At 43.3% G+C, this 24,203-nt stretch carries 23 protein-coding genes; 10 read left to right on the top strand and 13 right to left on the bottom strand.

Features of this window, described 5'->3' with window-relative positions; translation table 11 throughout:
- Positions 1–247 precede the first annotated feature (247 nt).
- On the top strand, positions 248–667 hold the full coding sequence (locus L1D60_RS07425) for a DUF393 domain-containing protein (RefSeq protein ID WP_239840512.1): 420 nt from the start codon (positions 248–250) through the stop codon (positions 665–667).
- Positions 668–688: 21 nt separating this feature from the next.
- Here the strand turns inward: L1D60_RS07425 and L1D60_RS07420 are convergent, their stop codons facing one another.
- Positions 689–1,774 carry an alpha/beta hydrolase gene (locus L1D60_RS07420; RefSeq protein ID WP_239840511.1) on the bottom strand — a complete coding sequence of 362 codons (1,086 nt, stop codon included), beginning with the start codon at positions 1,772–1,774 and terminating at the stop codon, positions 689–691.
- 219 nt (positions 1,775–1,993) lie between these two features.
- Between L1D60_RS07420 and L1D60_RS07415 the strand changes: the two genes are divergently transcribed.
- The 3 genes from L1D60_RS07415 to L1D60_RS07405 all read left to right on the top strand — a co-directional run bounded on the left by L1D60_RS07415 (position 1,994) and on the right by L1D60_RS07405 (position 4,440).
- Positions 1,994–2,698 carry a response regulator transcription factor gene (locus tag L1D60_RS07415; protein ID WP_239840510.1) on the top strand — a complete coding sequence of 235 codons (705 nt, stop codon included), beginning with the start codon at positions 1,994–1,996 and terminating at the stop codon, positions 2,696–2,698.
- A 33-nt stretch (positions 2,699–2,731) separates the two neighbouring features.
- Complete coding sequence (locus L1D60_RS07410) at positions 2,732–4,054, top strand: ATP-binding protein (protein ID WP_239840509.1); 1,323 nt, start codon at positions 2,732–2,734, stop codon at positions 4,052–4,054.
- Between the two features lie 98 nt (positions 4,055–4,152).
- Positions 4,153–4,440: a Bor family protein gene (locus L1D60_RS07405; protein ID WP_150871603.1), complete on the top strand. Its 288-nt coding sequence runs from the start codon at positions 4,153–4,155 to the stop codon at positions 4,438–4,440.
- Positions 4,441–4,540: 100 nt separating this feature from the next.
- Here L1D60_RS07405 and L1D60_RS07400 read toward each other — a convergent pair whose 3' ends face one another.
- Entirely contained in the window at positions 4,541–4,807 is a 267-nt protein-coding gene (locus L1D60_RS07400) for a DUF5062 family protein (RefSeq protein WP_032549558.1), read from the bottom strand.
- Between the two features lie 147 nt (positions 4,808–4,954).
- Positions 4,955–5,290, bottom strand: a complete 336-nt coding sequence (locus L1D60_RS07395) for a zinc ribbon domain-containing protein YjdM (protein WP_239840508.1) — start codon at positions 5,288–5,290, stop codon at positions 4,955–4,957.
- A gap of 207 nt (positions 5,291–5,497) precedes the next feature.
- On the opposite strand from L1D60_RS07395, the gene L1D60_RS07390 reads away from it, so the two are divergent.
- Complete coding sequence (locus L1D60_RS07390) at positions 5,498–5,746, top strand: DUF3297 family protein (RefSeq protein ID WP_239840507.1); 249 nt, start codon at positions 5,498–5,500, stop codon at positions 5,744–5,746.
- A 43-nt stretch (positions 5,747–5,789) separates the two neighbouring features.
- On the opposite strand, the gene L1D60_RS07385 is transcribed toward L1D60_RS07390, so the two are convergent.
- The 3 genes from L1D60_RS07385 to L1D60_RS07375 all read right to left on the bottom strand — a co-directional run bounded on the left by L1D60_RS07385 (position 5,790) and on the right by L1D60_RS07375 (position 7,759).
- Positions 5,790–6,122 carry an AzlD domain-containing protein gene (locus L1D60_RS07385; RefSeq protein ID WP_239840506.1) on the bottom strand — a complete coding sequence of 111 codons (333 nt, stop codon included), beginning with the start codon at positions 6,120–6,122 and terminating at the stop codon, positions 5,790–5,792.
- Positions 6,119–6,838 carry an AzlC family ABC transporter permease gene (locus tag L1D60_RS07380; RefSeq protein WP_239840505.1) on the bottom strand — a complete coding sequence of 240 codons (720 nt, stop codon included), beginning with the start codon at positions 6,836–6,838 and terminating at the stop codon, positions 6,119–6,121. Before L1D60_RS07380 ends, L1D60_RS07385 begins: the two co-directional genes overlap by 4 nt.
- 93 nt (positions 6,839–6,931) lie before the next feature.
- Complete coding sequence (locus L1D60_RS07375; protein ID WP_032549563.1) at positions 6,932–7,759, bottom strand: AraC family transcriptional regulator; 828 nt, start codon at positions 7,757–7,759, stop codon at positions 6,932–6,934.
- 313 nt (positions 7,760–8,072) lie between these two features.
- Between L1D60_RS07375 and L1D60_RS07370 the strand changes: the two genes are divergently transcribed.
- From L1D60_RS07370 to L1D60_RS07360, 3 genes are all read left to right on the top strand, one after another.
- The gene (locus L1D60_RS07370) at positions 8,073–11,456 is read left to right on the top strand and encodes an EAL domain-containing protein (RefSeq protein ID WP_345772864.1); all 3,384 of its coding nucleotides are present in this window, start codon (positions 8,073–8,075) and stop codon (positions 11,454–11,456) included.
- A gap of 135 nt (positions 11,457–11,591) precedes the next feature.
- Positions 11,592–11,933 (top strand): hypothetical protein, encoded by a 342-nt coding sequence (locus L1D60_RS07365; RefSeq protein ID WP_239840503.1) that lies wholly within the window; start codon positions 11,592–11,594, stop codon positions 11,931–11,933.
- Positions 11,934–12,091: 158 nt separating this feature from the next.
- Positions 12,092–12,853: a transporter substrate-binding domain-containing protein gene (locus tag L1D60_RS07360; RefSeq protein WP_239840502.1), complete on the top strand. Its 762-nt coding sequence runs from the start codon at positions 12,092–12,094 to the stop codon at positions 12,851–12,853.
- Positions 12,854–12,941: 88 nt separating this feature from the next.
- Here the strand turns inward: L1D60_RS07360 and L1D60_RS07355 are convergent, their stop codons facing one another.
- The 5 genes from L1D60_RS07355 to L1D60_RS07335 all read right to left on the bottom strand — a co-directional run bounded on the left by L1D60_RS07355 (position 12,942) and on the right by L1D60_RS07335 (position 18,878).
- A complete protein-coding gene (locus tag L1D60_RS07355; RefSeq protein ID WP_239840501.1) occupies positions 12,942–13,865 on the bottom strand; it encodes an aminoimidazole riboside kinase in 924 nt (307 codons plus the stop codon).
- A 30-nt stretch (positions 13,866–13,895) separates the two neighbouring features.
- A complete protein-coding gene (locus L1D60_RS07350) occupies positions 13,896–15,014 on the bottom strand; it encodes a carbohydrate porin (protein WP_239840500.1) in 1,119 nt (372 codons plus the stop codon).
- A gap of 80 nt (positions 15,015–15,094) precedes the next feature.
- Positions 15,095–16,531, bottom strand: a complete 1,437-nt coding sequence (locus L1D60_RS07345; protein WP_239840499.1) for a sucrose-6-phosphate hydrolase — start codon at positions 16,529–16,531, stop codon at positions 15,095–15,097.
- A 47-nt stretch (positions 16,532–16,578) separates the two neighbouring features.
- Positions 16,579–17,943: a PTS transporter subunit EIIC gene (locus tag L1D60_RS07340; protein WP_345772863.1), complete on the bottom strand. Its 1,365-nt coding sequence runs from the start codon at positions 17,941–17,943 to the stop codon at positions 16,579–16,581.
- 206 nt (positions 17,944–18,149) lie between these two features.
- Positions 18,150–18,878 carry a GntR family transcriptional regulator gene (locus L1D60_RS07335; RefSeq protein WP_239840497.1) on the bottom strand — a complete coding sequence of 243 codons (729 nt, stop codon included), beginning with the start codon at positions 18,876–18,878 and terminating at the stop codon, positions 18,150–18,152.
- A gap of 990 nt (positions 18,879–19,868) precedes the next feature.
- Here L1D60_RS07335 and L1D60_RS07330 point away from each other — a divergent pair.
- Together L1D60_RS07330 and L1D60_RS07325 are read left to right on the top strand one after the other, a co-directional pair.
- Positions 19,869–20,267: a hypothetical protein gene (locus tag L1D60_RS07330; protein ID WP_239840496.1), complete on the top strand. Its 399-nt coding sequence runs from the start codon at positions 19,869–19,871 to the stop codon at positions 20,265–20,267.
- Positions 20,268–20,926: 659 nt separating this feature from the next.
- Positions 20,927–21,739: a tetratricopeptide repeat protein gene (locus L1D60_RS07325; RefSeq protein WP_239840495.1), complete on the top strand. Its 813-nt coding sequence runs from the start codon at positions 20,927–20,929 to the stop codon at positions 21,737–21,739.
- 815 nt (positions 21,740–22,554) lie between these two features.
- Here the strand turns inward: L1D60_RS07325 and cas6f are convergent.
- Together cas6f and csy3 are read right to left on the bottom strand one after the other, a co-directional pair.
- Positions 22,555–23,160 (bottom strand): type I-F CRISPR-associated endoribonuclease Cas6/Csy4, encoded by a 606-nt coding sequence (gene cas6f, locus L1D60_RS07320; protein WP_239840494.1) that lies wholly within the window; start codon positions 23,158–23,160, stop codon positions 22,555–22,557.
- Between the two features lie 8 nt (positions 23,161–23,168).
- Positions 23,169–24,200 carry a type I-F CRISPR-associated protein Csy3 gene (csy3, locus tag L1D60_RS07315; RefSeq protein ID WP_239840493.1) on the bottom strand — a complete coding sequence of 344 codons (1,032 nt, stop codon included), beginning with the start codon at positions 24,198–24,200 and terminating at the stop codon, positions 23,169–23,171.
- Between the last annotated feature and the right edge of the window lie 3 nt (positions 24,201–24,203).

Genomic DNA, 24,203 nt, shown 5'->3' with positions numbered 1-24,203 from the left:
CTAAATTAAGGCGCAGATGGTGAATAGCAGAGTTCAAGAGGCATGAATCACGCCACAAGCTAACATAATGTAAATTATAGGTTTTTTTGATCTACCATCGTGAATTTAACTTCAAAATGCAGACATATTGTTCAGCGTACTCACCTTTTCCTTAAAACACAGTAAGATAGTGATCTGGACAGTCTGTTAAGGAGTACCAATAACTAAGTTATTCTTTAATTATTGGTAAATAGAAGGAAGCGAGAGAATGAACGCTCATGAGGCAAAGCCAAAACTGACGATTTTTTATGACGGGACTTGCCCACTATGCTCGAAAGAGATGGCCGCTCTAACTAAACACGACACTAAAACCACCATTAAGACCGTCGATATCTACAGTGATGAGTTTTCTCAATATCCGAACATAGACGCCAACGCAGCCAACACCATTTTGCATGCTGTGAATGATAAAGGTGAGTTGATCTTGGGATTAGACGTGACGCATCAAGCTTGGAGTTTGGTAGGTAAAGGGTGGTTGTACGCTCCACTGCGCTGGCCACTGGTTAGGACTCTGGCTGACTGGTGTTACTTGCGATTCGCCAATAATCGCTACAAGATTTCTTATTGGCTAACTGGCGTATCACGCTGTGATGGCAACAATTGCAAAATAAACAGTGACGCCAAATGACGTCACTGCGTTTTATCCTCACTACTCAATGTTAGTAATGAATTGATACTTATCTGAATCCGCTTTGGTTATCCAGTGCTGTCCATTAAATGGTGCAGAGTCGAGAGTAAACAGGTAGAAATCTATGCCCTTATCACCCATGACCGTGTTGAAATAGGTCGCTTGCTTGCGGTGACTCTCATCTGTGTATGGGAAATCTTTCGCTGTCTTATCAGCCGTCCCCCAACTGTGAACACCGATTTGCTCCAACGTTTCAAAGTTATCCAACTGCTTCGCGCGCTGCAGTGTACGCGTTTTTCCAGCTGCAAATAGATCGGTACCGCCTGAGAACACTGAGCCATTCTTTGTAACTACAGTGTTCATATTGTTTTTGTGTATCATCAAACCTGTGTACATGTTGATGTCATCATCACCGCTACCACCGATATGACTATCGAACTTCACCGTCATTTCTTGGCCAATGTGGTTGTTTACAATCTCTTTCAGTTGTAAGAACGTCGTCACACCAAGTGTAGACCTATTTCGAGCATCGTCTGTCGGTGTGATTTCTCGATAAATATCATCAAAAGCAAACGAAGTAACAATATTCACTTTACCGTCGACCACTGAAGTATTTAAAACTGTAGATCCCATACTACCCAATGCTTCGAACGCCTCATTGTAATATTCGACCGTGACTGACTCGTGTGAATCATTGGCTTTAGATTGAATTAACGTTTTATCGTTGCCTACCGAACGCTTATTAGCGCTACAGTCAAAAGTTTTCACGACTCCTGCTGGAAAATAAACGTAGCAACTCGGCCTGTCATTGTAGATTGCGACATCGATGGTTTGCCCCTGATCGTCAACTAGCTTTGCAATAAGCAAAATATTGCCAAAGCCCTCTGCATATTGAACTTCATTGTATGACTTATTGCCATAGGTTAGGCGCATACCTTCAAAGTAGTCCTCTCTATCTTCGATGATTTCGCCCAGAGCACTTTCGGTAAACTTATAATCCGCGACAGGCTTGTTCACTTTCGCTTTATGAGTCCCGTTCGAGCTAGAGTTACACCCCGCTAGTACAATCAACGGTAAGGCTAATAATAGGTTTCGATATTGCTTCATAATTTCTCTCCAATGTTGGTATGGAGAGAATTCTATGGAACGTTTTTGTCATTAGCTGTCTGAATGATGTATGGAAATGTCGTACTGCATCATTACAATACATTTCCATGTTTTATAATAAAGCACACAAAAAAGAACAAACTATAAACTTAGCTTCAGCAATTTACACTGAACCAATGTTCTTAACCTAAGCCTTTCATGCATTACGGTCGCAGATTTATGACACAACATACCATGCTCATCGTTGAAGACGATTTGAAACTGCAGCAGCTATTAAAGAGTTACTTTGTTACCCAAGGTTTTCACGTGACAACCTTAGATGATGGCAGTGAAGCCATCGACCACATGCTAGACCACCAGCCCGATATTGTTCTGCTTGATTTGATGCTGCCTGTCGCAGATGGACTGACAATTTGCCGACAGACGCGTACAAAATTCCTCGGTAAGATTTTGATGCTAACTGCCAGTGATGACGACTTTGACCACGTTGCAGGGTTGGAGACTGGGGCTGATGATTATGTTACTAAGCCTATCAAACCACGAGTTTTGCTTGCACGAGTAAGAAGTTTATTACGACGTGTTGAGCCCGCTGACCCCGTCAGTGAAGATAAAGACCAAATCACCTTCGGTCAGTTAGTACTACAAAACAAATACAAACGATGTGAATTAAACCGCAATCTTGTCCCACTCACAGACAGTGAGTTTGACCTACTTTGGATCCTCGCGAATCAGCCCGATATTGCGCTATCCAGAGATACTCTGACCCAAGAGTTACGCGGTATCGAATACGATGGATTCGACAGAACGGTAGACAACAAAATCGTGCGTCTTAGAAAGCTGCTTGGTGATGACAACTCTCCTGCGGAAAAGATCCAGACACTACGCGGGAAAGGCTACCTGTTTGTCTCCACGGCTTGGGGCTAATTTGCGTTAACTCACCCAATAACGAAGAGAACAATGAAACGCATATATCTAGAATCAATCATCGGCCTGTTTGCCTGTTTTATGGCGAGTATTTTTGCTTATGAAGTCACCGTCTATCAGTGGACAACCGACTACGAGTTTGTCTTATACGACTACGAGGCGTTGGCGCATCAGCAACTCATAAGCAACATCGCCACCAATCAAGGTGTTGAGGCAGCTGAAAAGGCCATCACTCAATTTGCCGACATGACTCGACATATCGTCACCACTTTTCCTCTTGGGGAAGGTGTGCCTTCTGACATTCTCGAATTTTTCAAAGCTCAGTCAGATATGCCGATCCTGTTTGATGATGACAGAGATCTCTGGTTCCACTTTGCTGGCTCCGATTCTATATACCGTTACGCACCAGACGAAGATGCCTTTGTACGACAGAAAATTCAGTTCGAAGATGATCTCTTGTGGCTGTTCTTCATTCTCAGCTTTATCGTTTATACCTCTGGCCACCTATTTGTTATTTACCGCCGAGTGAAAAAGCTAGAGCGCGCAACGTTGAGCTTTGCTGCAGGTGATTTTTCAACGCGAGCAGTAACAAATAGCGGCAGTGCCATCGGTACGCTTAATCGCTCATTTAACCTTATGGCAGACAAGATTCAGCACCTAATAGACAGCAATCGAGCACTAACCAACGCCGTTGCCCATGAGCTTAGAACGCCTGTGTTCCGTATTCAATGGCAAGCTGAACTGTTAAAAGATACGCCTCTCAACCAAGAACAAAGAGAGACCATCGACAGTATTGTTGAGGATACCGAAGAGATGGAAGGCATGGTGGATGAGTTGCTCTATTTTGCCAAACTTGATAATCAAAAATTGGATTTAGAAAAGAGCAGTTTTGAACTCTCAACTTATGTGGACAAACTGATACCACGTTGGCAAAAAGAGACCAAACTAACACTAGCCCTAACTTCGAATTTGAACAGCGACCAACAGTTGGAAGCCGACAAACACCTGCTCAAGCGTGCGCTCGATAACGTTGTCCGTAACGCTTTCAAGTTCGCAGAGACTCAAGTCGCCATCCATCTTGTTGATAAAGATAAATACGTCTGTATTGAGATCCACGACGATGGCCCAGGAGTTGACGAAGAGCATCTCGCTCACCTATTTGAACCTTTCTATGTGGGTAACAAGGCTCGTAATAAAGGGAAAAGTGGCCACGGCCTTGGTCTCTCGATTGTAGAAAAGATCTGCCAACAACATGGTGGGCACGCCAACGTTGGTCACAGCACTTTATTAAATGGTGCCATGTTTAGTTTGTGTTTACCGAAATGTAATTCAGAGCCTGACAAACCTATACAGTAACAAAATAAGAACTTTGGAATAATTGACTCCATCAACGGTTAACTCACACCGCGTAAGTGTGAGCTGACTAAAAACACGATTATTAAATGGAGAAAACAATGAAGAAGCTAATTCTTATCGCGGCACTGTCTATGGTAGCAACAGGTTGTGCTCAACAAACATTTGTTATGGCGCCTGATGAAGCAGAAGTAACAACAGATGCACCGCAACACTTCTTTATTAATGGCCTAGCGCAAGAGAAAGAGATCGATGCGGCAAAAGTATGTGGTGGTATCGACAAAGTTGCTAAGGTTGAAGTACAAGAAACGTTTGTAAACGGCCTGCTACGCACAGTGACTTTTGGTATTTATACACCACGTGACGCGCGAGTTTACTGCAAAGCGTAATTAATACTCAGGTATTGAATAACAACTTCAAGACTTTTGACATGCAAAAAAATCCCCAACCAGTGGCTAGACTGATTGGGGATTTTTGTATTCGCTAAACTTATTTAAGTGGATCACCTTCAGGTAATGCGCTGTGAATCCACACCGCGAGGCGCTTTTTAATATCCTTACCTTCCTGCTTGTCGGCAGGCAGAGGCGTAATTTGCTTTGCATCGACTAAAAACAGGTAGATAGCCTTTGCTTTCACCGATTGTGACATACTCGGATCATTGAGCTTAAAGCCTTGCATTTCAGCCAGCTTAGTTCCGACTTCCATCGCCTTTTTAAACAGTTTATCTTCGTTTTGCAGCTTAGTGGTCTTCGACATTCCGTCACCTTCGTTGTTACAAAGCAGTGACTTCAGTATATATCATTTATTTAGGTCAACTTTTTGCATACCTAGCACTTTCGAACAAAACAAATGTCGGTTTTGAGGGACAATACACAGTCTCACCCTACTCACCAAAACGACGTACTACGCCTTTTTCACATACTTGGCGGTCACCATCATCTCACCGGCACCATCAAGCTTACAATCTAGCTGATGATCCTTGCCATCGTTCATACGTTTAATCACACCTTTGGTACCGATCTTCAACACTAATGAACTGCCTTTTACTTTTAGGTCTTTAGCCAGTGTGATCTTATCCCCTTCCGCCAACAGGCTGCCATTGGCATCTTTAATATTTAGCTCGCTCTCTTTCGCGACTTCTTCAGGGTTCCACTCATAAGCACACTCAGGACAGATAAGATGGCTTTGGTCTTGATAAACATATTCAGAGCTACAGCTCGGGCAAGGAGGGAAAGACATAGTAATTACTTCCAAATACAAATTTATGTTACATGGTAAACGCTCTGTCTATGCATGGCGAGGGGATTTAGTAAAGGCGAGGGATTGACACAGTCTAGTACTCTTTCAACACTCCAAAATAACCCTAGAATAATGACAACTTTTCTTGATGCTCAGGTCTTATTTTGTCTACAATGACGCACTTTTTATTTACTGTAAGTAAGCATCATGACAGATAACACATCAAAGCCAGCTCTACCAGATCGTCTAGCAGGTAACCCACGCAGCCCGCACCACGTAGCTGAGTGTTTCGAGCACCACATCGGCATTCGTCTAAACGGTAAAGAGCGTACTGACGTTGAAGAGTACTGCATCAGCGAAGGTTGGGTAAAAATCCCTTCACCTAAAGCGCTAGACCGTTTCGGTCGCCCAATGCTAATCACATTGAAAGGTACAGTTGAAGCTTTCTACAAGTAAGCTGAGAACACGAAAAAACAGGGCTCATATGAGCCCTGTTTTATTATGAGTGAAACAGATAATCGACCAATACCAAGTTATACAAAAGAAACACTCCCATACTGAGCAGGATGGTAACTAGCACATTACCTGTTTTCCAAATCAGCAGAAAGGTCACCAATGCGGCTATCAAGTAAGGGTTTTCCCCACTCACCCACAGTGATTTCTCTGGCGCGAAAACAATAGGCCCCCAAATCGCCGTCAATACGGCTGGACCAGAATAACGCAGCAGCCTACGTGCCGAGCTATTCAAACGAAGAGGCACTGCGGGCTCAAGAAACAAGTAACGACTCACAAACACAATCGCGGTCATCAAAAGAATGGTCAACCAGATCATGATGATTCTCCCTCTGTTGCCGAATGCGTTGAAACATCTCCATCTTTATAACTTTCACATAGAAAGCCGGAGAGCATGCCCGCAATAGATGCCACCATTAAGGCTCCCTCAACTTGATTCACCGTGAGCACCACAGACACTAACAGTGACACCAAAACGCACACAATGACCGGCATGGTATTAATTAGTGGGAACACCAAAGCGATAAAGGTTGCAGCAACGGCGAAATCAAGACCGATTTCATTCAGAGAAGGAACTTGACTACCCGCGACGATGCCGACAAAGCTCGCCATATTCCAGAACAGATAAAACACACCTCCGACACCTGCCGCATACCAGCGATTGAACTCTTGTTTCGATTGACCACTGCATATCGCGAACAGTTCGTCCGTGAGCCAGAAACCCAGCAACAAGCGCCAGCGTGTCGGCAAATCACTGATTTTATCGCGCATGGACACGCTATATAAAAAATGACGTGATGTAATGAACAGAGTGGTCAATAACATAGTGCCCAAGCCAATTCCGGCTTTAAACATACCTGCTGCGACTAACTGCGCTGAACCAGCAAACAAAATCGCAGACATTGCTTGTGCTTGAAGCGGATCAAGCCCCGCATCTATGGCGTACGAACCCGCCAATATTCCCCATGGAATCACCGCAATACTCAGTGGCATCCCGGCTAGTGCCCCTTTCCAAAGCTGAGATTTTCTCGTCATATTGATACTTCCATTTCAAATCTATTAAACCTTGGGAACAATTTAGTCAGCCTAGCTTATGCGCGATTGTACAAAATTGCTGAATACTGAGCGTCACAGCATCTTGATGTACTGACCCGGCGTATAACCGTTAGCCTTCTTAAAGTGTCGATGAAAATGGCTCTGGTCGTGGAAACCGCACTCTTGTGCTGTATCCGAAATAGAGTGCCCTCTCTTGAGCAAGGTTCTCGCCAGGCGCAGCCGAGATTGAATCTGATAAGCGTGAGGCGGCAAACCAAACTCTTTTTGGAATGAGCGCACCAAATGATATGGACTCAACGCCGCCAACTTTGACAACTCTTCCAAAGAGACATCGGCTTGTGGAAAGTCATCGAGGAATTCTTTTACCAACACCAGTTGTCGCTGCGTTTTACTGTCGAGTTGAGGCTTGAGTGGGCTTTTTCCATGACGACTGATGAGTTTTACTAGCATGCCGTACATCAGAGTTTCACGTAGTAAGCGATTGTCTGACTCATCAATCGTGTTGAAGACCAAACGCAACTGATTCGCGAGCTCAGGATCTTCAACCACTGCGCGCGGAAAGTAGGGAGCACCATAGTTAGGTAGGTTAAGCTCTTGGGTAATTTTGGCCAGTTGCTCTGGAAGTGGATACATTGCGCGATACGCCCATCCGCCTTCAGTGGCTGAGTGCCCGCTATGCACTTCATCGGCATTCACTAAGATAATCGCATCTTGAGGCGCAACATGATGGCCACCAGTACGATAGAAACGTTGGGCGCCTTGCTCAATCACGCCAAGCGTATACCCTTCGTGGCTATGGCGAGAGAAATTCTGCTTTTCGTATTCAGCGTTCAAAATCTCAAGGCCACCAAGCTCTTCGGTGATCTTGTAATCCGCCTTTTCCTTCTTCGCCTTTTTCATCGCCCTATTCCTTCAGGTAGCGCCTTCCTTTTAATCTATCAGTGTACTTTATAAGTTAACCAAGCTTTTGTACAAAATTGCGGTTTTTCTCGGTGAAAAACATTAACAATTGCGCAATTGAAATAAATCTACAGCTTAAAGTTCACCATCAACATCAATCTCTATATCCCTTCAAAATATGACTCACTTCATAACTCTCTATGCCAACTGTGTATGGATAGCTAACGAGATCACGCTCCCATAATTGAGAATTTGCGTTTTTCCCACACAAATAAATAATACAAATAAAACCAATAACAAGGCCGTTAGTATTATGAGCGACTCTCTACCCAACTCTATAATGAGCTTACAAAATGGACGTCCAACCATAGCCGTGTTGGTGGGTTCTATGACGTCCCATTATCACGAAGGCATCATGCGAGGTGCCGCCCATGTAGCAGAGCAGCATAATTACAACATCATCGGCTTTTGTGGCGGTGTAATAAAGTCCACAGACCATTTAACACTGGCAAGAGATAAAGTATTCGACCTAGTCAACATGAAGCTTATTTCGGGAGTTATTAGTCCATTCAGTTCCCATATGCGCTTTGTTAATGAGAAAGAAAGCGCTGAATTCATTGAGCAATTCTCTGATGTTCCGATCGTTAACATTGGCAGTAAAATCAGTCCATATACCAGTATCTCAACCGATTATGAAACCGGATTTTCTGAGCTCTTTGACCACTTTGTCAACGTTCATCATTTTCGTAATATTCTGTTGATTCGTGGCCCTGAATATCACGCTTCTTCAGAAAAAAGAATGCACATCTACAGAGAACAACTAGAAAAATACGATATTCCTTTCGACCCAGATCTCGTGCTCTATTCCGATCTGAAAAAACGTTCCGCCAAGCAAGAACTTGAACGATTTTTGTCTGACAAAAACAAGCCTATCGACGCCGTAATTACCATTAACGACAATCAAGCTTTGGGAGTCGTTGAAGCCTGCCAAGAGTTAGGTATTAAGGTTCCTCAAGACCTAGCGGTTGTGGGCTCGATGGACACACTAGAGGGCGCATTCTCGGAACCACCACTGACAAGTATTCGAGAGCCTCTTTTCGAGTTAGGTCGAGCTGCTGCCATAGAAGTCATTGCGCAAATTGAAGGGCAGCCTCCGTTAGATGAAGTGAAAATTCCAACGTCATTGGTTATTCGTGAATCATGCGGTTGTAATACGCAAGAGTTTAGTCGCCATCAAACACCCAATAACGGACTCTGGGATACAGGAAAGCAAGCAATCTTCGATGATACTCATAACCACATTGTTCATGTCATTGCTCAACATAAGGGCGCAATCAGCAATGAGCTAGTGGAATGCGCTTTGGCGTCTTTTCATCAGGCACTAGAAAGCAACGACTATGCTGACTTATTGATGCTTTTAAAACAGAACTTAGACGACTCGTTGGAGTCTGACGACGTCCTGTTCTGGCTTGAAGTCGCATCAAAATTTCAGATCAATGCACTGCGTTATCTTGAGCTAAGTTCTAATCCGGCAAAGTTAACAACGTTTATTGCCGAGCTCACCACACTTAAAAATAGAATTGAACAAACCGCGATTAAATTTCAGAGCTTTGAAACCGAGTATTACCTCAATTACTTTCGCGCTATCGTGAATAACCTGAACGCCTCTTTCGACCTTGGGACAATCAAAAAATACGCCATTGATATTCTCAAGCTCTCTGAAATGTATATCTCCATTTTCAATGATGTCCATGCCGACACTCTGACGGCAACCAACATAATCTCGGTTCGCAATAAACAACCGATGGTTTCAGACAAACAGGTATTCAATGCCAACCACCTGATCCCGAGTAGCGTTGAAGCCTACCAACAGCGCTACTCCTTAATGGTATTTCCACTTTCGTTTGCCAACAAGCCCATCGGCTTTATGACCGTGAATCTGAGCAATCGTAAAGGCACCGCCTTTGAAAACCTGCGCGCCATTATTAGCTCTGCTCTTAAAAATGAAATGCTGATTCAAGATCTAAAGAAAGCGGAAGAGAGGTTCAGCGACATTGCCCACAGTACGTCAAACTGGCTTTGGGAGACCAATATCGATGATCGCTTCACCTACTGTTCTCACTCTTCCAGTGAAATCATTGGATATCACCCTACAGATCTTATCGGAAAGCCCATTAACCAGTTCAACATTCAAGACAGCAACAGCTACTTAAAAGCGATGCAAGGACAACAAAATCTGGTTGACGTTGAATGCTGGTTCAAACATCAAGATGGGCGCATCGTCTGCTTACTCGTATCAGCAAAACCGATCACCAAGAACGGCGCTTTCAGTGGGTATCGCGGTGTGTTTGAAGACATCACTGAAAAACGCCTGCAAGAAGAAAAAATCAAGAACCTCGCCTATTCAGATGTATTAACAGGCCTGCCTAATCGAACTCTATTCCAAGACAAGCTAGATGAAACCATTCGCTTCTCTTCTCGGGATAACAAAAAGTTCGCCATTATGTTCATCGATCTGGATCACTTTAAATACATCAATGATTCGATGGGACACGCGGCTGGTGACCAACTCTTAGTCAAGCTATCTGAGCGTCTCAACCAATCGCTGCGCTCCAGAGATGTATTGGCGAGATTAGGTGGCGATGAGTTCGTTATCATCCTCCCTGATATTCACACTGAGCAGGAAGTTATCGATATTGCACAGCGGATCTTTGCGAGCTTCAAAACTGAAATCATAGTGTGTGACAAACCCATATTTGTGACACTGAGTTTGGGGATCAGTATCTTCCCAAATGATGGGCTCGATGCGGAAACATTACTTAAACGAGGTGACAGTGCTATGTATCAAGCGAAGTCACAAGGCAGGAACGGCTATGCTTTCTACAACAAACAGATTGAACAGAAGAGCATAAATAGAAATACCCATGAAGTGATTCTACGTGAAGCCATCGCCACACACAGTTTTGTCCTCCATTATCAACCGCAAGTCTCAGTCCAAACGGGGAAAATCATTGGCTTTGAGGTATTAGTGAGAATTCAAAACCGAGAGCTTGGCATTGTCCCTCCGAACAACTTTATCCCTTTAGCGGAAGAACTGGGTTTAATTGGTCAAATTGACGAATGGGTTTTCGAGAATGCTTGCGCGCAATACCATACTTGGCAATCTCAAGGACTTTCCGATGTTCGGCTCTCCATTAACCTCTCTGCCATTCAACTTCGCAGCAATGCCGTTTTTGCCAAATACATCCACATCATGGAGACTCACAAGATCAATCCTCGTAACATTCAATTGGAGATCACTGAAAACGCACTGATCGATAACGAAGATGTTGCGCTAGAAGTACTGACAGGCTTCAAAGAGTATGGGGTGAGTATCGCACTGGATGATTTCGGAACGGGTTACTCTTCGTTGAGTTGCATTAATCTCTACCCGATAGACACAGTGAAAATTGACCGCTCTTTTGTCTCAGATGCGATTGATAACAAGAAGAACCAAGCGATAATCAAAGGCACTAAGTTGATTGCGGACCAGCTCAACCTAAATATCGTCGCCGAGGGCGTTGAAACCCTATCTCAATTCAAAACCATCGCTCAACTGGGCTGCCACGAGATTCAGGGTTACTACTTCTATAAACCATTACCCGCCTTAACTGCACAACAGTTACTGGAAAAACAATCGAATGGATTAATGGTTTGAGCCAACTGAAAACGGCCACCAATGACAAACTGGAATTTAGATCCCGATTCGGTTGAGTTTGTATAAACGTTGACATAACCGTGGCTCAAGTGTGTTCACATCGGGCCACCTTCAACGTCTCGAAATGCAACCCATATGAAAACTATCGGCGCTCTTATATTGCTCATAAGCCTAACTGGCTGTACGCACAATCAATCCAAAGCCTTAAGTGCTAACACTTCTTCGGTCAACGTCTACGCGCAATCCATGTCGAATATGCAGTTATGTGACACCCTTTACTATGGCCGACCAAGCAACCAAACACTTGCTGCAATTGGCGCAGAGTTTAACCGCCGTGGGCTGTCCAAAACATGGTGTGATGCCGAGGCCAATAAGCTCTATCTAACTCAAGCATTAGACTGGCTAGCACAACAAGCCGATAGCAATGACGAGCAAACCGAAAGTGACAATTCAGCCGTAGTTCTGCCTGCAAATTGATCTTTTTAACCATCGATACACTCGACCAAATCGCAAAGATAGAAGAGAGCCATTGATTAAAATTTATGCCTTAGTTCACAAGGATATGCATTTGCATTGATAGTTGTTAATAGATCGTTAATGATGCATATCCATCTCTAATATAAGGACATAATGAAATGAAGTGGATATTAGTTGCGTTGGTTAGTTTGTTTTCTGCGTTCACTTACGCAAAAGAGTGGAAGCAAATACGATTTACTGTAGAGGGCGCTTACCCGCCTTTTAGTTGGACAACTAAAGAAGGTAAGTTAGAGGGCTTTGAAGTCGACCTGGCCAACGCACTGTGTGATGAGCTGCAGGTAAAATGCGTAATATCTAAAACCGATTGGGATGGCATTATCCCTTCTCTGCTTAGTCGCAAAAACGACGCGATTATCGCTGCAATGACCATCACAGAAGAGCGCGAAAAGAAAGTTAACTTCACCATCCCATACGCTAAAGTACCAACTCGCTTCGTGATGGAAAACGGTCGTGAAATCAACATGGAAGACGGCAGCTTAAACGAACTTACGATTGGAGTGCAACGCGCAACTATCGGAGATAAGTACCTTTCAGCAATCTACCCTAACGTCGATATCCGCCGCTACGGTAACTTTGATGAAGCCTTTACTGACTTATTGAATGGACGCCTTGATACAGTATTTGGTGGCTCTATGGGTTTAAATACTGGATTCTTAGAAACAGAACAGGGTAAAAACTATCACTTTACCGGGCCCAAGTTCACTGAAGAGAAATGGTTTGGTCGTGGCATCGGTGTCGCGGTTCGTAAACAAGATGATGATTTAAAACTGCTGATTAACGATGGCATTCAAAGACTGATCGACAACGGTCAACATGCAAAAATTGCGAGTAAGTACTTCTCGTACAGTATTTACGAATAAAGCAATACTGTGACTCATAGAACAAATAAGCCGCTCTCTGTGAGCGGCTTTGTTATGGGATAGACACTTACATGGCTAACCTATATCGCTAGCCCGCTAGATCCGTTAATTGTTGCAAAGAAGGCAGTGCTGTCATTGCGCCTTTTTGCGTGGTCGCAAGTGCGCCACAACCATTACCCCAGTGCACCGCAGCTTCGACCTGAGTCCAAGAGCGCCAGTCAGCATTTTGAGATAGCTTGGCTAGCAAGCCACCAACGAATGCATCACCAGCACCTGTTGTATCAATAACTTGCTCAACCTTAGTGCCCTCAATCACTCGACGTTCACCATCGTAAACCGCCAATGCGCCGCGTGCGCCTAGCGTCACGATGATCAGCTTGTTAGGCGCTGCATTTAATGCGTCCAAAGCCGTATCGAGGGTGTCAGTGTCTGTCAGGAACGTCAGCTCCTCTTCAGAAAACTTCACTACATCTGCCAGATTCACCGCACTCATCACCACCTCTTGGATCTGAGATGGGTCTGCCCATACCTCTTCCCTTAGATTAGGGTCAAAACTGATAAAGCCGCCTGCTGATTTCATTCTCTTCATCGCTTCAAGCGTTGCGCTGCGTGATGGTTCGTTAGCCAATGCGATAGAACAGCTGTGCATCCATTGCCCAGATGCAAATGTTGGGATGTCTTCGATACTGAAAAATTGGTCGGCGCTTGGCTTAACCATAAAGGTAAAGCTGCGTTCTCCATCATCATCTAAGTCGACTATCACTGTAGACGTTCGCTGAGCCTCATCCAGAAGCATGTCATCGATATTCACCTTCTCATCTGTTAGGGTTTGCTTCATAAAACGCCCTAGCGGATCTTGCCCAACTCGACCAAAGAAAGCAGTATCACCGCCCAATCGAGAGATGGCCACAGCAACATTTGCTGGAGCGCCACCTGGGCATTTTAAATAACGAGTCTCGCCATCTGGAATCAAATCCACAACAGCATCTCCAGTTACCCAAACCTTGTTCATATCACTTTGCCTCTCGTAACGACGTTTAAATTAGAATTCGTAGAACAGACGTACACGAGCACCTAAATCGTCTTCTTCAGCAAACGCAGATGCGTCCGATTGCTGATCCAACTTGTTATCGACGGTTGTGTAGTATGTACCTAGAAGAATCGAAAAATCTTGTACTTCAAGTACATCACGGAATGCGTATGATGCATACCATGTTGATACATTTACGTCGCCTTCAGCCCAAGAAGAAAACTCTTTGTTTTCATACTCATTGATAGCGTGAATGTAGCCTAAACCAAAGTTATTCCAGAGTGCATTAACACCAGCTGTTAGGTTATTTTCGTCTACAGCATCCATATAAGCTACGTTCGCATTTACACTCCAATCACCGCTAGTCCAGTTTCCCGTTAAGCCGTAACCTGTACGATCTGAGATATCAACACCGTTCGCCACAATCGCGTCTGAAACGAGGTTTGTTTCTACCGAAGCGGCTACCTTGAAATCACCCATTTGGTAAGCCACAACTGGGCGAACTAGAAATGAATCTTTAACTGTGTCAATTTGCTCACCGTGGTATTTACCTTCAATGCCGCCATCGAACAAGTTAGAACGGTCACCTAACATTGCGCCGACTTCAACATACAAGTTGCCAAAAGTTTGGCTGTACATGATTTGGCCGTCTGATCCGCGACCACGCGCCTCTTTCGCTTGGTATGTGTAAGCTGAACCGTCTGAATACAGGTCGTTCGCTGTGTCACCTGAGTACTCTAGGAATACATCAAGACCAACTGGGAACATGTCGTAAGCTTCAAAGCGACCCGCTTTAATTGCCCAACCGTCTTTTTTACCAAATTCAAAGTACGCATCATCCAGTGCAATATTGCCTGTACTCTCAAACAGAGGCTGTGCTTTAACACCTACATAGTGGCCATTACTCGTGTACTTTTCGCCAGCAAATTCGATTAGAACGCGGCCGTCTTGGTTGAATTCGCTGTCATTATTATCGTGTGATTCTCGGTCTTGGTAGTTGAAGTTCAACTCAACGTTACCGCCAACAGAGAAGTTACCTTCATCAGTATCAACAATGCTGATACCAGCGTTCGCTGTCATTGCAGCCATTACTGAAGCCGCAGCGAGCGACATTTTTAGTGTATTTTTCATGCTAAACCCTATATTTTGGCAATAAGAGGCCCTCCCCGACGAGGGCCTTGTTTTTTTGTTTTGGAATAATTTATTGGTGGCTAGCGAGTAGCCTGTATCGCAGACATGTAATGCAATGTGCCAGTCGCATTATCGAGCTTGACCAAAGACAACTCATCAATGAAGATGCGAGAGGTAAACACTGTCTTGCCGTTGTCAGCAAAAATTTCAATCGCTGAGTTATCGACAAAGACGCGAATGGTTTGTACTTGCTCTAGGCGCTGTGCGTAACGAACTGTGCCGTATGCTTCCGCGTGTAGATGTGAAACATGAGAGCGGTCCAGAATCAGCTCATCGCGATCACCTCGGAACACCATCTGCTCACCTTTCTGGTTAGTCAGAGTCAGAGCGAAAGACTCATCTACATTCAACGTCAACTCGAATGCTCGTGACGTTAGCTCTAGAGGCTCAGAGTCTTCGACATCAATTGAACTTTGGCGTAGTGCTTCAAGCTCTTTCAATGGCTTCTGGATCAGATAGTCGCCATCGATGGTCAACTCACGTGGCAGAGTCAGCATGTGTGCCCAGCCATTCTTATCGGTTGGGTAGTCACTTTTTGAGTTGCCTAGCCAGCCAATAAGGAGGCGACGTTGCTGGTCATCCAGATAAGTTTGTGGCGCGTAGAAATCGAAGCCTTTATCTAGCTCACGGTAGCCTTGGTTGTTGAAGACTTTTGATTCAAAGTCAATGCGCTCACCAACCATGTAAACCACAGAGAAGACGTTCTTAAGGTCGTACTTATTGTCTGAACTCACGCCTTGAGGAGAGAAGATATAAACCCCGTTGTCATCGGTTTCGTAGTAGTTCGGACACTCCCACATATAGCCAAAATCTTCGAGACCCACATCGATGTCACCCATGTGGTGGTAATCATCAATGTCTTTACCGTGGTAATAAGCCAGCGTGCCCTTTTCATTGTGATCTTGAGCGCCAATCAACATGTGATAATCGTTGTCACGACAAACCAGCACTGGGTCACGGATCTCGGTAGTGTAGGCATTTGGATCGAAATCCACGACTACGCCTTTCTTTTCCACGGTACCTTGTTTGTCCATAATCGCGAGAACTTGAGTCGGATGACGTTGGTCATTCTCCTTTTTCAAGTTCGCCGTGTAGAAAATGTACAGCTGGTCATCGTGTGGTACACCAACACCGGTATAACAACCATGATGGTCGTAGTCTTGGTCTGGATACATCGCGATACCGCGGTCAGTAAAGTTCACGAAATCTTTGGTCGATACGTGGTACCAGTGCTTCAAACCGTGCACAGGACCAAGCGGGAACCACTGATAGAAAATGTGGTGCTCACCATTGAAGTAACTCAAACCATTCGGGTCATTCAACAAGCCGTGCTTTGGTGCAATGTGGTAGCTCGGGTAAAAAGGGTCTGTTTGTGTTTTGTGTTCAATATCCGCCAAATACTCCTCGCTCACCTCGTGAATTCGGACAAAGCGATTTTGACGATTAGAAAAATCCATAACAACTCCAAGAAAAAGATATTCACTCAAAAATAGGTGGTGAAAAATTATTTAGGCTCTTTGTAAAGCAGCTTTGTTAAAGCAAAAGCCGAAGCAGCACCTACCAACATAACCAGCACATACATTCCTAGACCGCCGCCAAGATAAAGCAGAACACCCGGTAACATAGTTGCACCCGTACCCGCAGAGCCAATACCCGCAATCGCCCCCAAACAGCCACCTAATGCACCGCCAATACAGCCATACAAGAAAGGTTTTACGCGAGGCAGAGTAATCGCGAACATCGCTGGTTCAGTGATACCAAACAAAGCTGGCAACGCTGCACCAAACATACCGGTACGCTTCACTTTGTCTGTCTGCATCGACATAACCGCCATTGCAGCACCAAACTGGCCTGCGATTGCAGCAGTACCCAATGGGTTGATGTAGTCAAAGCCTGTGTCTGTCACCATCGCGATCGTGATCGGCACGATGGTGTGGTGCATACCCGTTACAGCCATGAATTGAATTGCGCCGCCATAAATCAAGCCACCAATGCCGTATGGGATTTGTAAGAAGTAAAGCACAGCCTCGGTAATGAGTTTTTCAATGCCGAGTAGAATTGGACCAACGAATACCAAACCAGCAATCAAAGAGACCAGCAATGTAATAAATGGTGTCAGAATCAAATCCAGAACTTCAGGGATGTGTTTACGCGATGTACGCTCAACTAAGGCTGCAAACCACCCCATGAACACCGCTGGAAGAATGGAACTCTGTAAACCAGTTACAGCAATCTCAAAGCCCATAAACGGAATCATCATCGCTTCTGCGTTACCGAAAGCGACATCCCATTTGCTTGCCAATTGTGGAGCTACCAACATCAAGCCCAAAACAATACCGAGCACTGGATTACCACCAAACACGCGCATCGCGGACCATGTCACTAAGACTGGAATAAAGATGAAGGCAGTATCAGTTAAAACTTGAGACAGCGTATTGAGCTGCGGAGAGAGCTCAATACCGAAACCGTTGACCAACAACCCACGCAGACCCATCAATAAACCAGTCGCAACCAAGGCAGGAATAATGGCGACAAATATGTCAGAGAAAGTACGCGTTACCGTTTGGAAGGTACTCACTTTATCTTTTTTCTCTTCAGCTTGTGAAGCCTCTTCAATGGCGTCGTTGCCTTTCATGATGGCAAAAACCTTACCCACAAAACCGGTCCCCAAGATCACTTGGTGCTGACCGTTTTGGAAGAAGTACCCATGTACTCCCTCTGTTGCGCTGAGTCCTTCAGCTTCGACTTGTTCATCATCCTTGGCCACAACACGCAGTCGTGTTGCACAGTGATTCAGTTGTGCGATATTGCCCTCACCTCCCAGTAAGGCCATAACTCTATTCGCTACAACTTTCGCATCTCGCGCCATAAATTTCGTCTCCAAAGAGTGCAAAGAAATAACAACCTGTATCTAACTTGTATTTATACTAATACAGGTTAGATACAGGTTGTATTTTTCGTTGTCGTTTTTTGTTATTCGTCACACTTGTTGTTTACCTGAAATGCATAAGATTGCTTACATTCAAAACCTATAGATAAAAAAATAGCCCACAAACGTGGGCTATTCGACATTCTCTAAACTCGTGCGGTTATCTCAAAGTCATACAGACTAGACTTATAATAAACCGTTGAGTACTCGTATATTTTCTGTTCTTCATAGAAGTTCTGAGACTGGTTGATCAAGATGGGATCAAGCTCTCCAACGTCTAAAAATTGCTGAACCGTCACGTCAGGCAGTGCCGGTAACAGCTTTTGTTGCGTCTTGACCATCTCAATACCGTGACGACTCAAATATTCGAACTTTGATCCCTTGAGATCGTCTTTTGTTAGGTTGGGAAGTAGCACTCGGGGGATGTAGAACTCTTCAAATGAGACGACTTGGTCATTCACTAATCTCAAACGACGAGCGAAATTAACAGGCTCCCCAACAATGATATTGAGTTTTTTAGCGACAAGCTCATCCGCAGGTTGCACTTCAAAGGCATCGACAATATTGGTCGCTTCTAGACCCGCACCTGCCGCCTCTTGCGCCAAACCAGACATAGATAAAAAGTCATGACGCAGCTTATTGGATTTAACAAAACTGCCTTTGCCTTTCTCTGAAAAGATATAACCGCCATCATTGAGCTGCTGCAACGCTTTACGCACCGTAACACGGCTGACTTTCAACAGATCCACCAGCTGATTTTCAGACGGTAGCTTACTGCCCGCAGGATAAGTGCCTTTATCAATCTCGCGTTTTAACTCTCCCGCGACTTGAATGTACAAAGGCTGCAAATTTTTTTGCTCAAATAACTCAGTCATAATTCCATAAAAACTAAGGGGGTTCAGGTCATCTTACTCAAGGTATAAAGGAATACCAAGCCTACAGAGCAAGAGAAAACAATTTCTAACCAAAGGGATGGATAACATTAGAGGGGAATTTTGCAAGCAGAAAGCAAAAAGCCGCTCATGAAGAGCGGCTTTTTTTGTCGCTGAAACCATAAGGCGTCCAACCAATCAATTAAATTTCAATAATTTACATAAAAACCAAAACCATAACACGTCCAAATTTAAAACCATAAGATGTCTTTTCTATAAGTTTCAACGAAAACACTAAAGTTAAATGTAAGAAAGTTACACAACACTAAGAACAGCTACAATTCGCTATGAGTAGAACTTAATAATTAAGGTACGACAGAATCGCTTGGTGGTCACAGCATAGTGAGCATATATGAAACACACTTTTGGACATTTCTGAGTCAGTGACTTTGCTAAATTAACCATTCACGGATAACTTCTCGTGTCCCAAAATAACGAACGGCACCTATATGCGAGATGCCGATCGTGAAAGCCTTTGCCCGTTGCGCGTTATTACGATTGCTTTTCCACAGTACAATTTTACTAGTACGAATGATTCGCGATTGGGTTAATAAGAGGTCTGCCCTATATTTATCCCTAACGCCCGCACAAAATTAATACAACATGTTGATGATAGTCTTTTTTTTGCGTAAATTCAGGTAGATAGGATTAGACCAGTAACAGAAAAGTAGGATGACTCAGTTCGAAACTATAAAGGTTTGGAGAATAAACAGAGTTTTGTAGTGGGATTGGTACTCAGAAGGGTATCAAACCAATTCCACCTAAAAGGATATTTAAATGAATAGGAAATAAATAGCGAATAATCAAATGCTAACGAGAATTAAGTTACTTACATACTACTTCAATTTTAGTAGGTTAAAAATTGAGAGAGATTTTCCTCAGGAGAATTCACATACAAAGGCTCTTAGTGCACTATACTGGCTAGTTAGTTACATGTTAGCTGCTTTGTTTTTCGTTCTATTACTCAATGTTGTTGATTATGATGTGATTGTTGATGCATGGCCATATGACTTTGGTAGAGAGCATGGAAAAAATTTTATTGCTCCAAGTGCTGTATTTTTTCTGGTGGTTTGGTACCTGATAAGGCGAGCTTTTATAGCATCCTTCTTAAACGAAAAAGCAATTGTGGAGATAGAGCAATTCTATCGGTCAGAGAGTATTGAGCAGAAAGAACATGACTATCTAATTAATATTGATACATTTCTATTCTATGCCACAACGACATCCATCGTTTTTCAAGTATGGCCCGCTTTTGTGTTCTGCTTTGCATTATTTTCCGCTCAAGAAGTATGGATACGGAAGCGTTTCTCACCAAGTAAAAGCCAGAACTAACATTGCAGCCTAAGCAGCGACGCTAAAAATACATTGATTAATTTCCGCTGAGAAACTCACTTTTTGTAAGAATTTAGGATTAAGTGAGCATTGCTTCTTCGTAGTCAGCCATGAGGAAATGTACGGTGACTTCAGTGGCGCGTCTGCTACTGAGTAAAAGCGTTAACAAACTTTGGGGCAGAAATGAGTTTGGCAACATCGCCTCTGTTAGATTCCAATCAGCATAGAAAGCAATACCTCTATAAGAGCTATGCTTTAGTTCAGTTCACCCTAACAACCGTAGATATTAACTATTAATACAGATGTTACACTTTCAAGGATGCATAACAGACTTTATTGGACTCGATCAAACTATATTACCTTCTGACACGTGTCTACGAAAGTTCAGAGTCGAAGTGGAATCGATGCTCATGGGAGCATTGGCGCTCAAGCTAGCGCTGGCTTCACTTTGACAAAGTTGGATATACGTGGGCTATTGAGTTGGGTACGACGCTTGGTGTTGGTACAAGAACAAAGGTCAACTTCGAGCTATCGCCGAACTATCAAAGTATCAACCAACTATATACATCACCTGAAAAATGGTACAACAATACAACGATTCTGAAACCTAATGTAGATTGGATACAGAAGACGATAAATAATTATTGGGAAGCGTGGCAGTGGGAAGTCATTTATTATCAAATTCATTAGTAACTGGAGTTTTTATATTTTCATTGTTTTCCTTCGATGGGATGGCTGGATCCGGAGAGACTGCCAATAGTAGTTGTGCTTCATTTTGGGAAGAAGTTAGTTTAAGTGACTTAGAAAACAACCCGACTGACTATTTGATTGAGTGGAAAGAGCTCAGAAACAACTGCAGCGCACACGACGGATATTACGATAGGCAGTTGGGCTATATTTATCTTGCGAGCCGGGATTTCGCCAAAGCGGAGACTGCGTTTAGAAATGCATCCAAGATGAATCCAGAATATCTTAATGATTTATCTCAACTGTATATGACTCAGTCTCAATATGTAGAAAATAGGGAAGTTGAAGTTGACCTGTTAACTAAGGCTATGAGCATTTTAAATGAGGTGGTTGAAGTTGGTAATGTGAATTATTCTGTATATATCAATTTAGGCTCTATATATTTTATTTTGGAAGATTATCCCGACGCAATATTGCACCTTGAAAATTCGATTAACTTACAACAAACATCGTTAGCATTTTCTTTGCTAGGAAAATCATACTTCAATTTAGATAGGTACGAAGAAGCGAGAAAATCGATATATATAGCTTTTGAAATGGATAAAACAGTCGCTGAGGATGAAAGCGCAATGTACGTACTAGCGATGTCTAATGTAGCACTAAAAGACTATGAAAATGCAAAAATCACATTATCGTTATTATCGAAAACACGACCTGACTTAATTGGCACAGAAACATATCAGGCAGTTTTCGATTCGATAGTTGACGGGTTTAGAGGTAAATAAGTAACAATCAATTTTATCAACACGAATCTAATCTGGCAGCCTTCAAGTTTTTAGCTTGACACTGCCAGATTAAATAGAACCTTTCTTTTCTACCTAAATTAGCTTTTTGAATAAAAGTGTCTCTTTTACTGCCTACTACAGAATTACTCTTTGGATGTGCTAAGGTGGTTTTGACATAAATGCCCCATGAATCCACAGGGCGATATGCCTAATGTTTGAAGTTCCAAGATGGGGAAACAATAAAATCATTAATAAACAAAATTTTAAAAAATCAACCATCGATAAAGCGAGACCAAGCACTCAATAAGACATGCCACTTTCAATACTCAAACAACATTTAAACTTAATAAACTGTGCAGAGCATTTGTTCTAACGAACTTTGGGGCATTTTCGAGCTAGAAAATGCCATGTGTTTATGTACCTCTATTTATGGTCAAAGAGCATCCAAACTCACTCTTTGGTGAGCAATACTCAATACGATCTACATTCTATGGAATTTTGCTACTACCTACGCACAAAAGAAAAACCATTAAGCCGAAACTCAATGGTTTTGATTATTAACTGCTTGTTCAGCAGGCTGGTTGCTTTCTTCCTGGCCTATTCTTAGCTGCCTATTCGGCAGGACACGGTTCAACACCTAGAGGCTTGTAGTTTGAGATTTTCTTAGCTGCCTATTCGGCAGGACACTGTAGAACATAGTCTCTAACCTTCTGATTCTGCGTGCTTAAGGTCACAATTTATCAAAATACCCTTTTTCTCCTTACTTCTGTAAGCCCTTGTTTTTACTTCTCAAAAAAGAGCTTTAGAAAAAGGGGTTAAAAACGTAACTCAGGTACCGTGCCTTTTCTTTCTTGATTGGTAGCTAAACCGTAGCTATTAAAGTTTACTGCACCGCGCTCACTAACAAACTCCTTTTGTACAAACAAAATATAATCTTCCCCAGATGAACCGCTGGAGATTGGTATTCGATGGAAGCTATCGATGACACGCTCTTCATTAGTGGCTGGTAACGATGGTTCAACACCAGATAGTTCGGCTCTCGCCATGCTGCGTTTGATTCGGCGTTTCTTAGAGCCTAAAAAGCTTTTCCCGATCATTTGGTTACGGACAAACCTCACTTCAGCCGCAGTGTCTGGTACCTCACAGACACAGGAGATCTCAAACAAACCTTCATTTACCATCACAGAGAAATAGGGCTGAAAAGAGAGTCCAACCATCATCTCTTTATCTTCAGCCACAAAGGCGATGGTTTGACCAACCGTAACATCACTCCAGTCGGGAAAACTCACGCCTATTTTATTGATGGATTGTCGGTTATTGACCATAAACAAGTGCATTTGAGAGATACAACGCCCTGCTAACAGCTCATAGTCGGCTTGAACAGGGGTATAACGTATACAGAAGTAGTAACGCTTCGTCATAATCATCCTTACTTCGCTTTGGAACAATTGAAGAGACCACCCTTGATAAAGACCGACATAATAAAGTGCACGTCATTTGGGATGGTCTGAGAAGCTGTCATTGTCTCAATCCAATTCTCTGTATTTCTGACTAACTGGTAAAAGTCATTTCCATAGGAAACATGTCGCCTTGCTATAACGTACTCTCGGTCAGCTCCATACTCATTCACTCTTAATGGCTTATCTGCTTCTTCATGCCACCAATCGTCAATCGATTGCAACGCTGCACCAATTTTCTGACCATGAAAAGCAGCAGTTTCTTTTCCGTTCAATAATTCTACGGTAGCTAACTGCTTAGTAGGAGCACTATCTTCTCGATCATCCAAGAACTCTTGGCTTGGGTAAACCTCATCCCCCCAACCAACTCCAATTTTAGCTTTGACATCCATGTAGAAATATTCGGTCGGGTCAGATAGGGCTCGCATCAAATAAGCGGTAAGTTTTTCTAGGCATTCTGCTGACGCCTCATCCCAATGACCATACCAAGAAAGCTTTGTTGCGTTTTCTACAATCAAGGTTTGTGAATCACTGGTGGTCACTTCTATCGACAATTGTCGACACTCTCTGTTTCTCCAAAGCCAATTACCAAGCAGTATATTCTTCGCGTATCTATGTGCGAGCTCCTGATACCCATTGAGCTCTTTATAAGTGTTAGCCAGTAACGAAAGTTTAGAGCGCACTTCGTCATCACTACAGGTATCTGGAGTTAGAGAGTTGGCTCGAATTCGAAGGGGGAATGCACAGTAGATATCATCAACACCAGGTTTTACATAACACTCTTCGATGAACTGAGGATTGGAGTAAGCTAAATCTTGTGGAGCAACATTCTTTTCTACGAACTTGCCCCCTTTATATGCTTCTGCATAACCACCTTTTGGTGCGCGTAACCTAGTTCTATCAATTTCGAGGGGGCACATCTCACCACTTTTAGATAGATAGTAGAAATATGCTTTGCCAGCAGAGAGTGATCGAACGTAGTTCAGCTGAGTGCAAAGTTCCATAAA

It is taken from the genome of Vibrio sp. Isolate30 (assembly GCF_022397975.1).
Taxonomy (GTDB): Bacteria; Pseudomonadota; Gammaproteobacteria; order Enterobacterales; family Vibrionaceae; genus Vibrio; species Vibrio fortis.
Note: the sequence above shows the minus strand (reverse complement) of the source record. Positions and strands in the feature narration are given on the sequence as shown.

Excerpts from the sequence above, each read along its gene's own strand:
- L1D60_RS07405 (WP_150871603.1), top strand. The coding sequence starts at position 4,153 with ATGAAGAAGCTAATTCTTATCGCGGCACTGTCTATGGTAGCAACAGGT.
- cas6f (WP_239840494.1), bottom strand. The coding sequence starts at position 23,160 with ATGACGAAGCGTTACTACTTCTGTATACGTTATACCCCTGTTCAAGCC.
- L1D60_RS07370 (WP_345772864.1), top strand. The coding sequence starts at position 8,073 with ATGAGCGACTCTCTACCCAACTCTATAATGAGCTTACAAAATGGACGT.
- L1D60_RS07425 (WP_239840512.1), top strand. The coding sequence starts at position 248 with ATGAACGCTCATGAGGCAAAGCCAAAACTGACGATTTTTTATGACGGG.
- L1D60_RS07350 (WP_239840500.1), bottom strand. The coding sequence starts at position 15,014 with ATGAAAAATACACTAAAAATGTCGCTCGCTGCGGCTTCAGTAATGGCT.
- L1D60_RS07415 (WP_239840510.1), top strand. The coding sequence starts at position 1,994 with ATGACACAACATACCATGCTCATCGTTGAAGACGATTTGAAACTGCAG.
- L1D60_RS07410 (WP_239840509.1), top strand. The coding sequence starts at position 2,732 with ATGAAACGCATATATCTAGAATCAATCATCGGCCTGTTTGCCTGTTTT.
- L1D60_RS07375 (WP_032549563.1), bottom strand. The coding sequence starts at position 7,759 with ATGAAAAAGGCGAAGAAGGAAAAGGCGGATTACAAGATCACCGAAGAG.
- L1D60_RS07380 (WP_239840505.1), bottom strand. The coding sequence starts at position 6,838 with ATGACGAGAAAATCTCAGCTTTGGAAAGGGGCACTAGCCGGGATGCCA.
- L1D60_RS07340 (WP_345772863.1), bottom strand. The coding sequence starts at position 17,943 with ATGGCGCGAGATGCGAAAGTTGTAGCGAATAGAGTTATGGCCTTACTG.
- L1D60_RS07420 (WP_239840511.1), bottom strand. The coding sequence starts at position 1,774 with ATGAAGCAATATCGAAACCTATTATTAGCCTTACCGTTGATTGTACTA.
- L1D60_RS07395 (WP_239840508.1), bottom strand. The coding sequence starts at position 5,290 with ATGTCTTTCCCTCCTTGCCCGAGCTGTAGCTCTGAATATGTTTATCAA.
- L1D60_RS07360 (WP_239840502.1), top strand. The coding sequence starts at position 12,092 with ATGAAGTGGATATTAGTTGCGTTGGTTAGTTTGTTTTCTGCGTTCACT.
- L1D60_RS07355 (WP_239840501.1), bottom strand. The coding sequence starts at position 13,865 with ATGAACAAGGTTTGGGTAACTGGAGATGCTGTTGTGGATTTGATTCCA.
- L1D60_RS07335 (WP_239840497.1), bottom strand. The coding sequence starts at position 18,878 with ATGACTGAGTTATTTGAGCAAAAAAATTTGCAGCCTTTGTACATTCAA.
- L1D60_RS07390 (WP_239840507.1), top strand. The coding sequence starts at position 5,498 with ATGACAGATAACACATCAAAGCCAGCTCTACCAGATCGTCTAGCAGGT.
- L1D60_RS07385 (WP_239840506.1), bottom strand. The coding sequence starts at position 6,122 with ATGATCTGGTTGACCATTCTTTTGATGACCGCGATTGTGTTTGTGAGT.
- L1D60_RS07365 (WP_239840503.1), top strand. The coding sequence starts at position 11,592 with ATGAAAACTATCGGCGCTCTTATATTGCTCATAAGCCTAACTGGCTGT.
- csy3 (WP_239840493.1), bottom strand. The coding sequence starts at position 24,200 with ATGGAACTTTGCACTCAGCTGAACTACGTTCGATCACTCTCTGCTGGC.
- L1D60_RS07400 (WP_032549558.1), bottom strand. The coding sequence starts at position 4,807 with ATGTCGAAGACCACTAAGCTGCAAAACGAAGATAAACTGTTTAAAAAG.
- L1D60_RS07345 (WP_239840499.1), bottom strand. The coding sequence starts at position 16,531 with ATGGATTTTTCTAATCGTCAAAATCGCTTTGTCCGAATTCACGAGGTG.
- L1D60_RS07330 (WP_239840496.1), top strand. The coding sequence starts at position 19,869 with ATGTTAGCTGCTTTGTTTTTCGTTCTATTACTCAATGTTGTTGATTAT.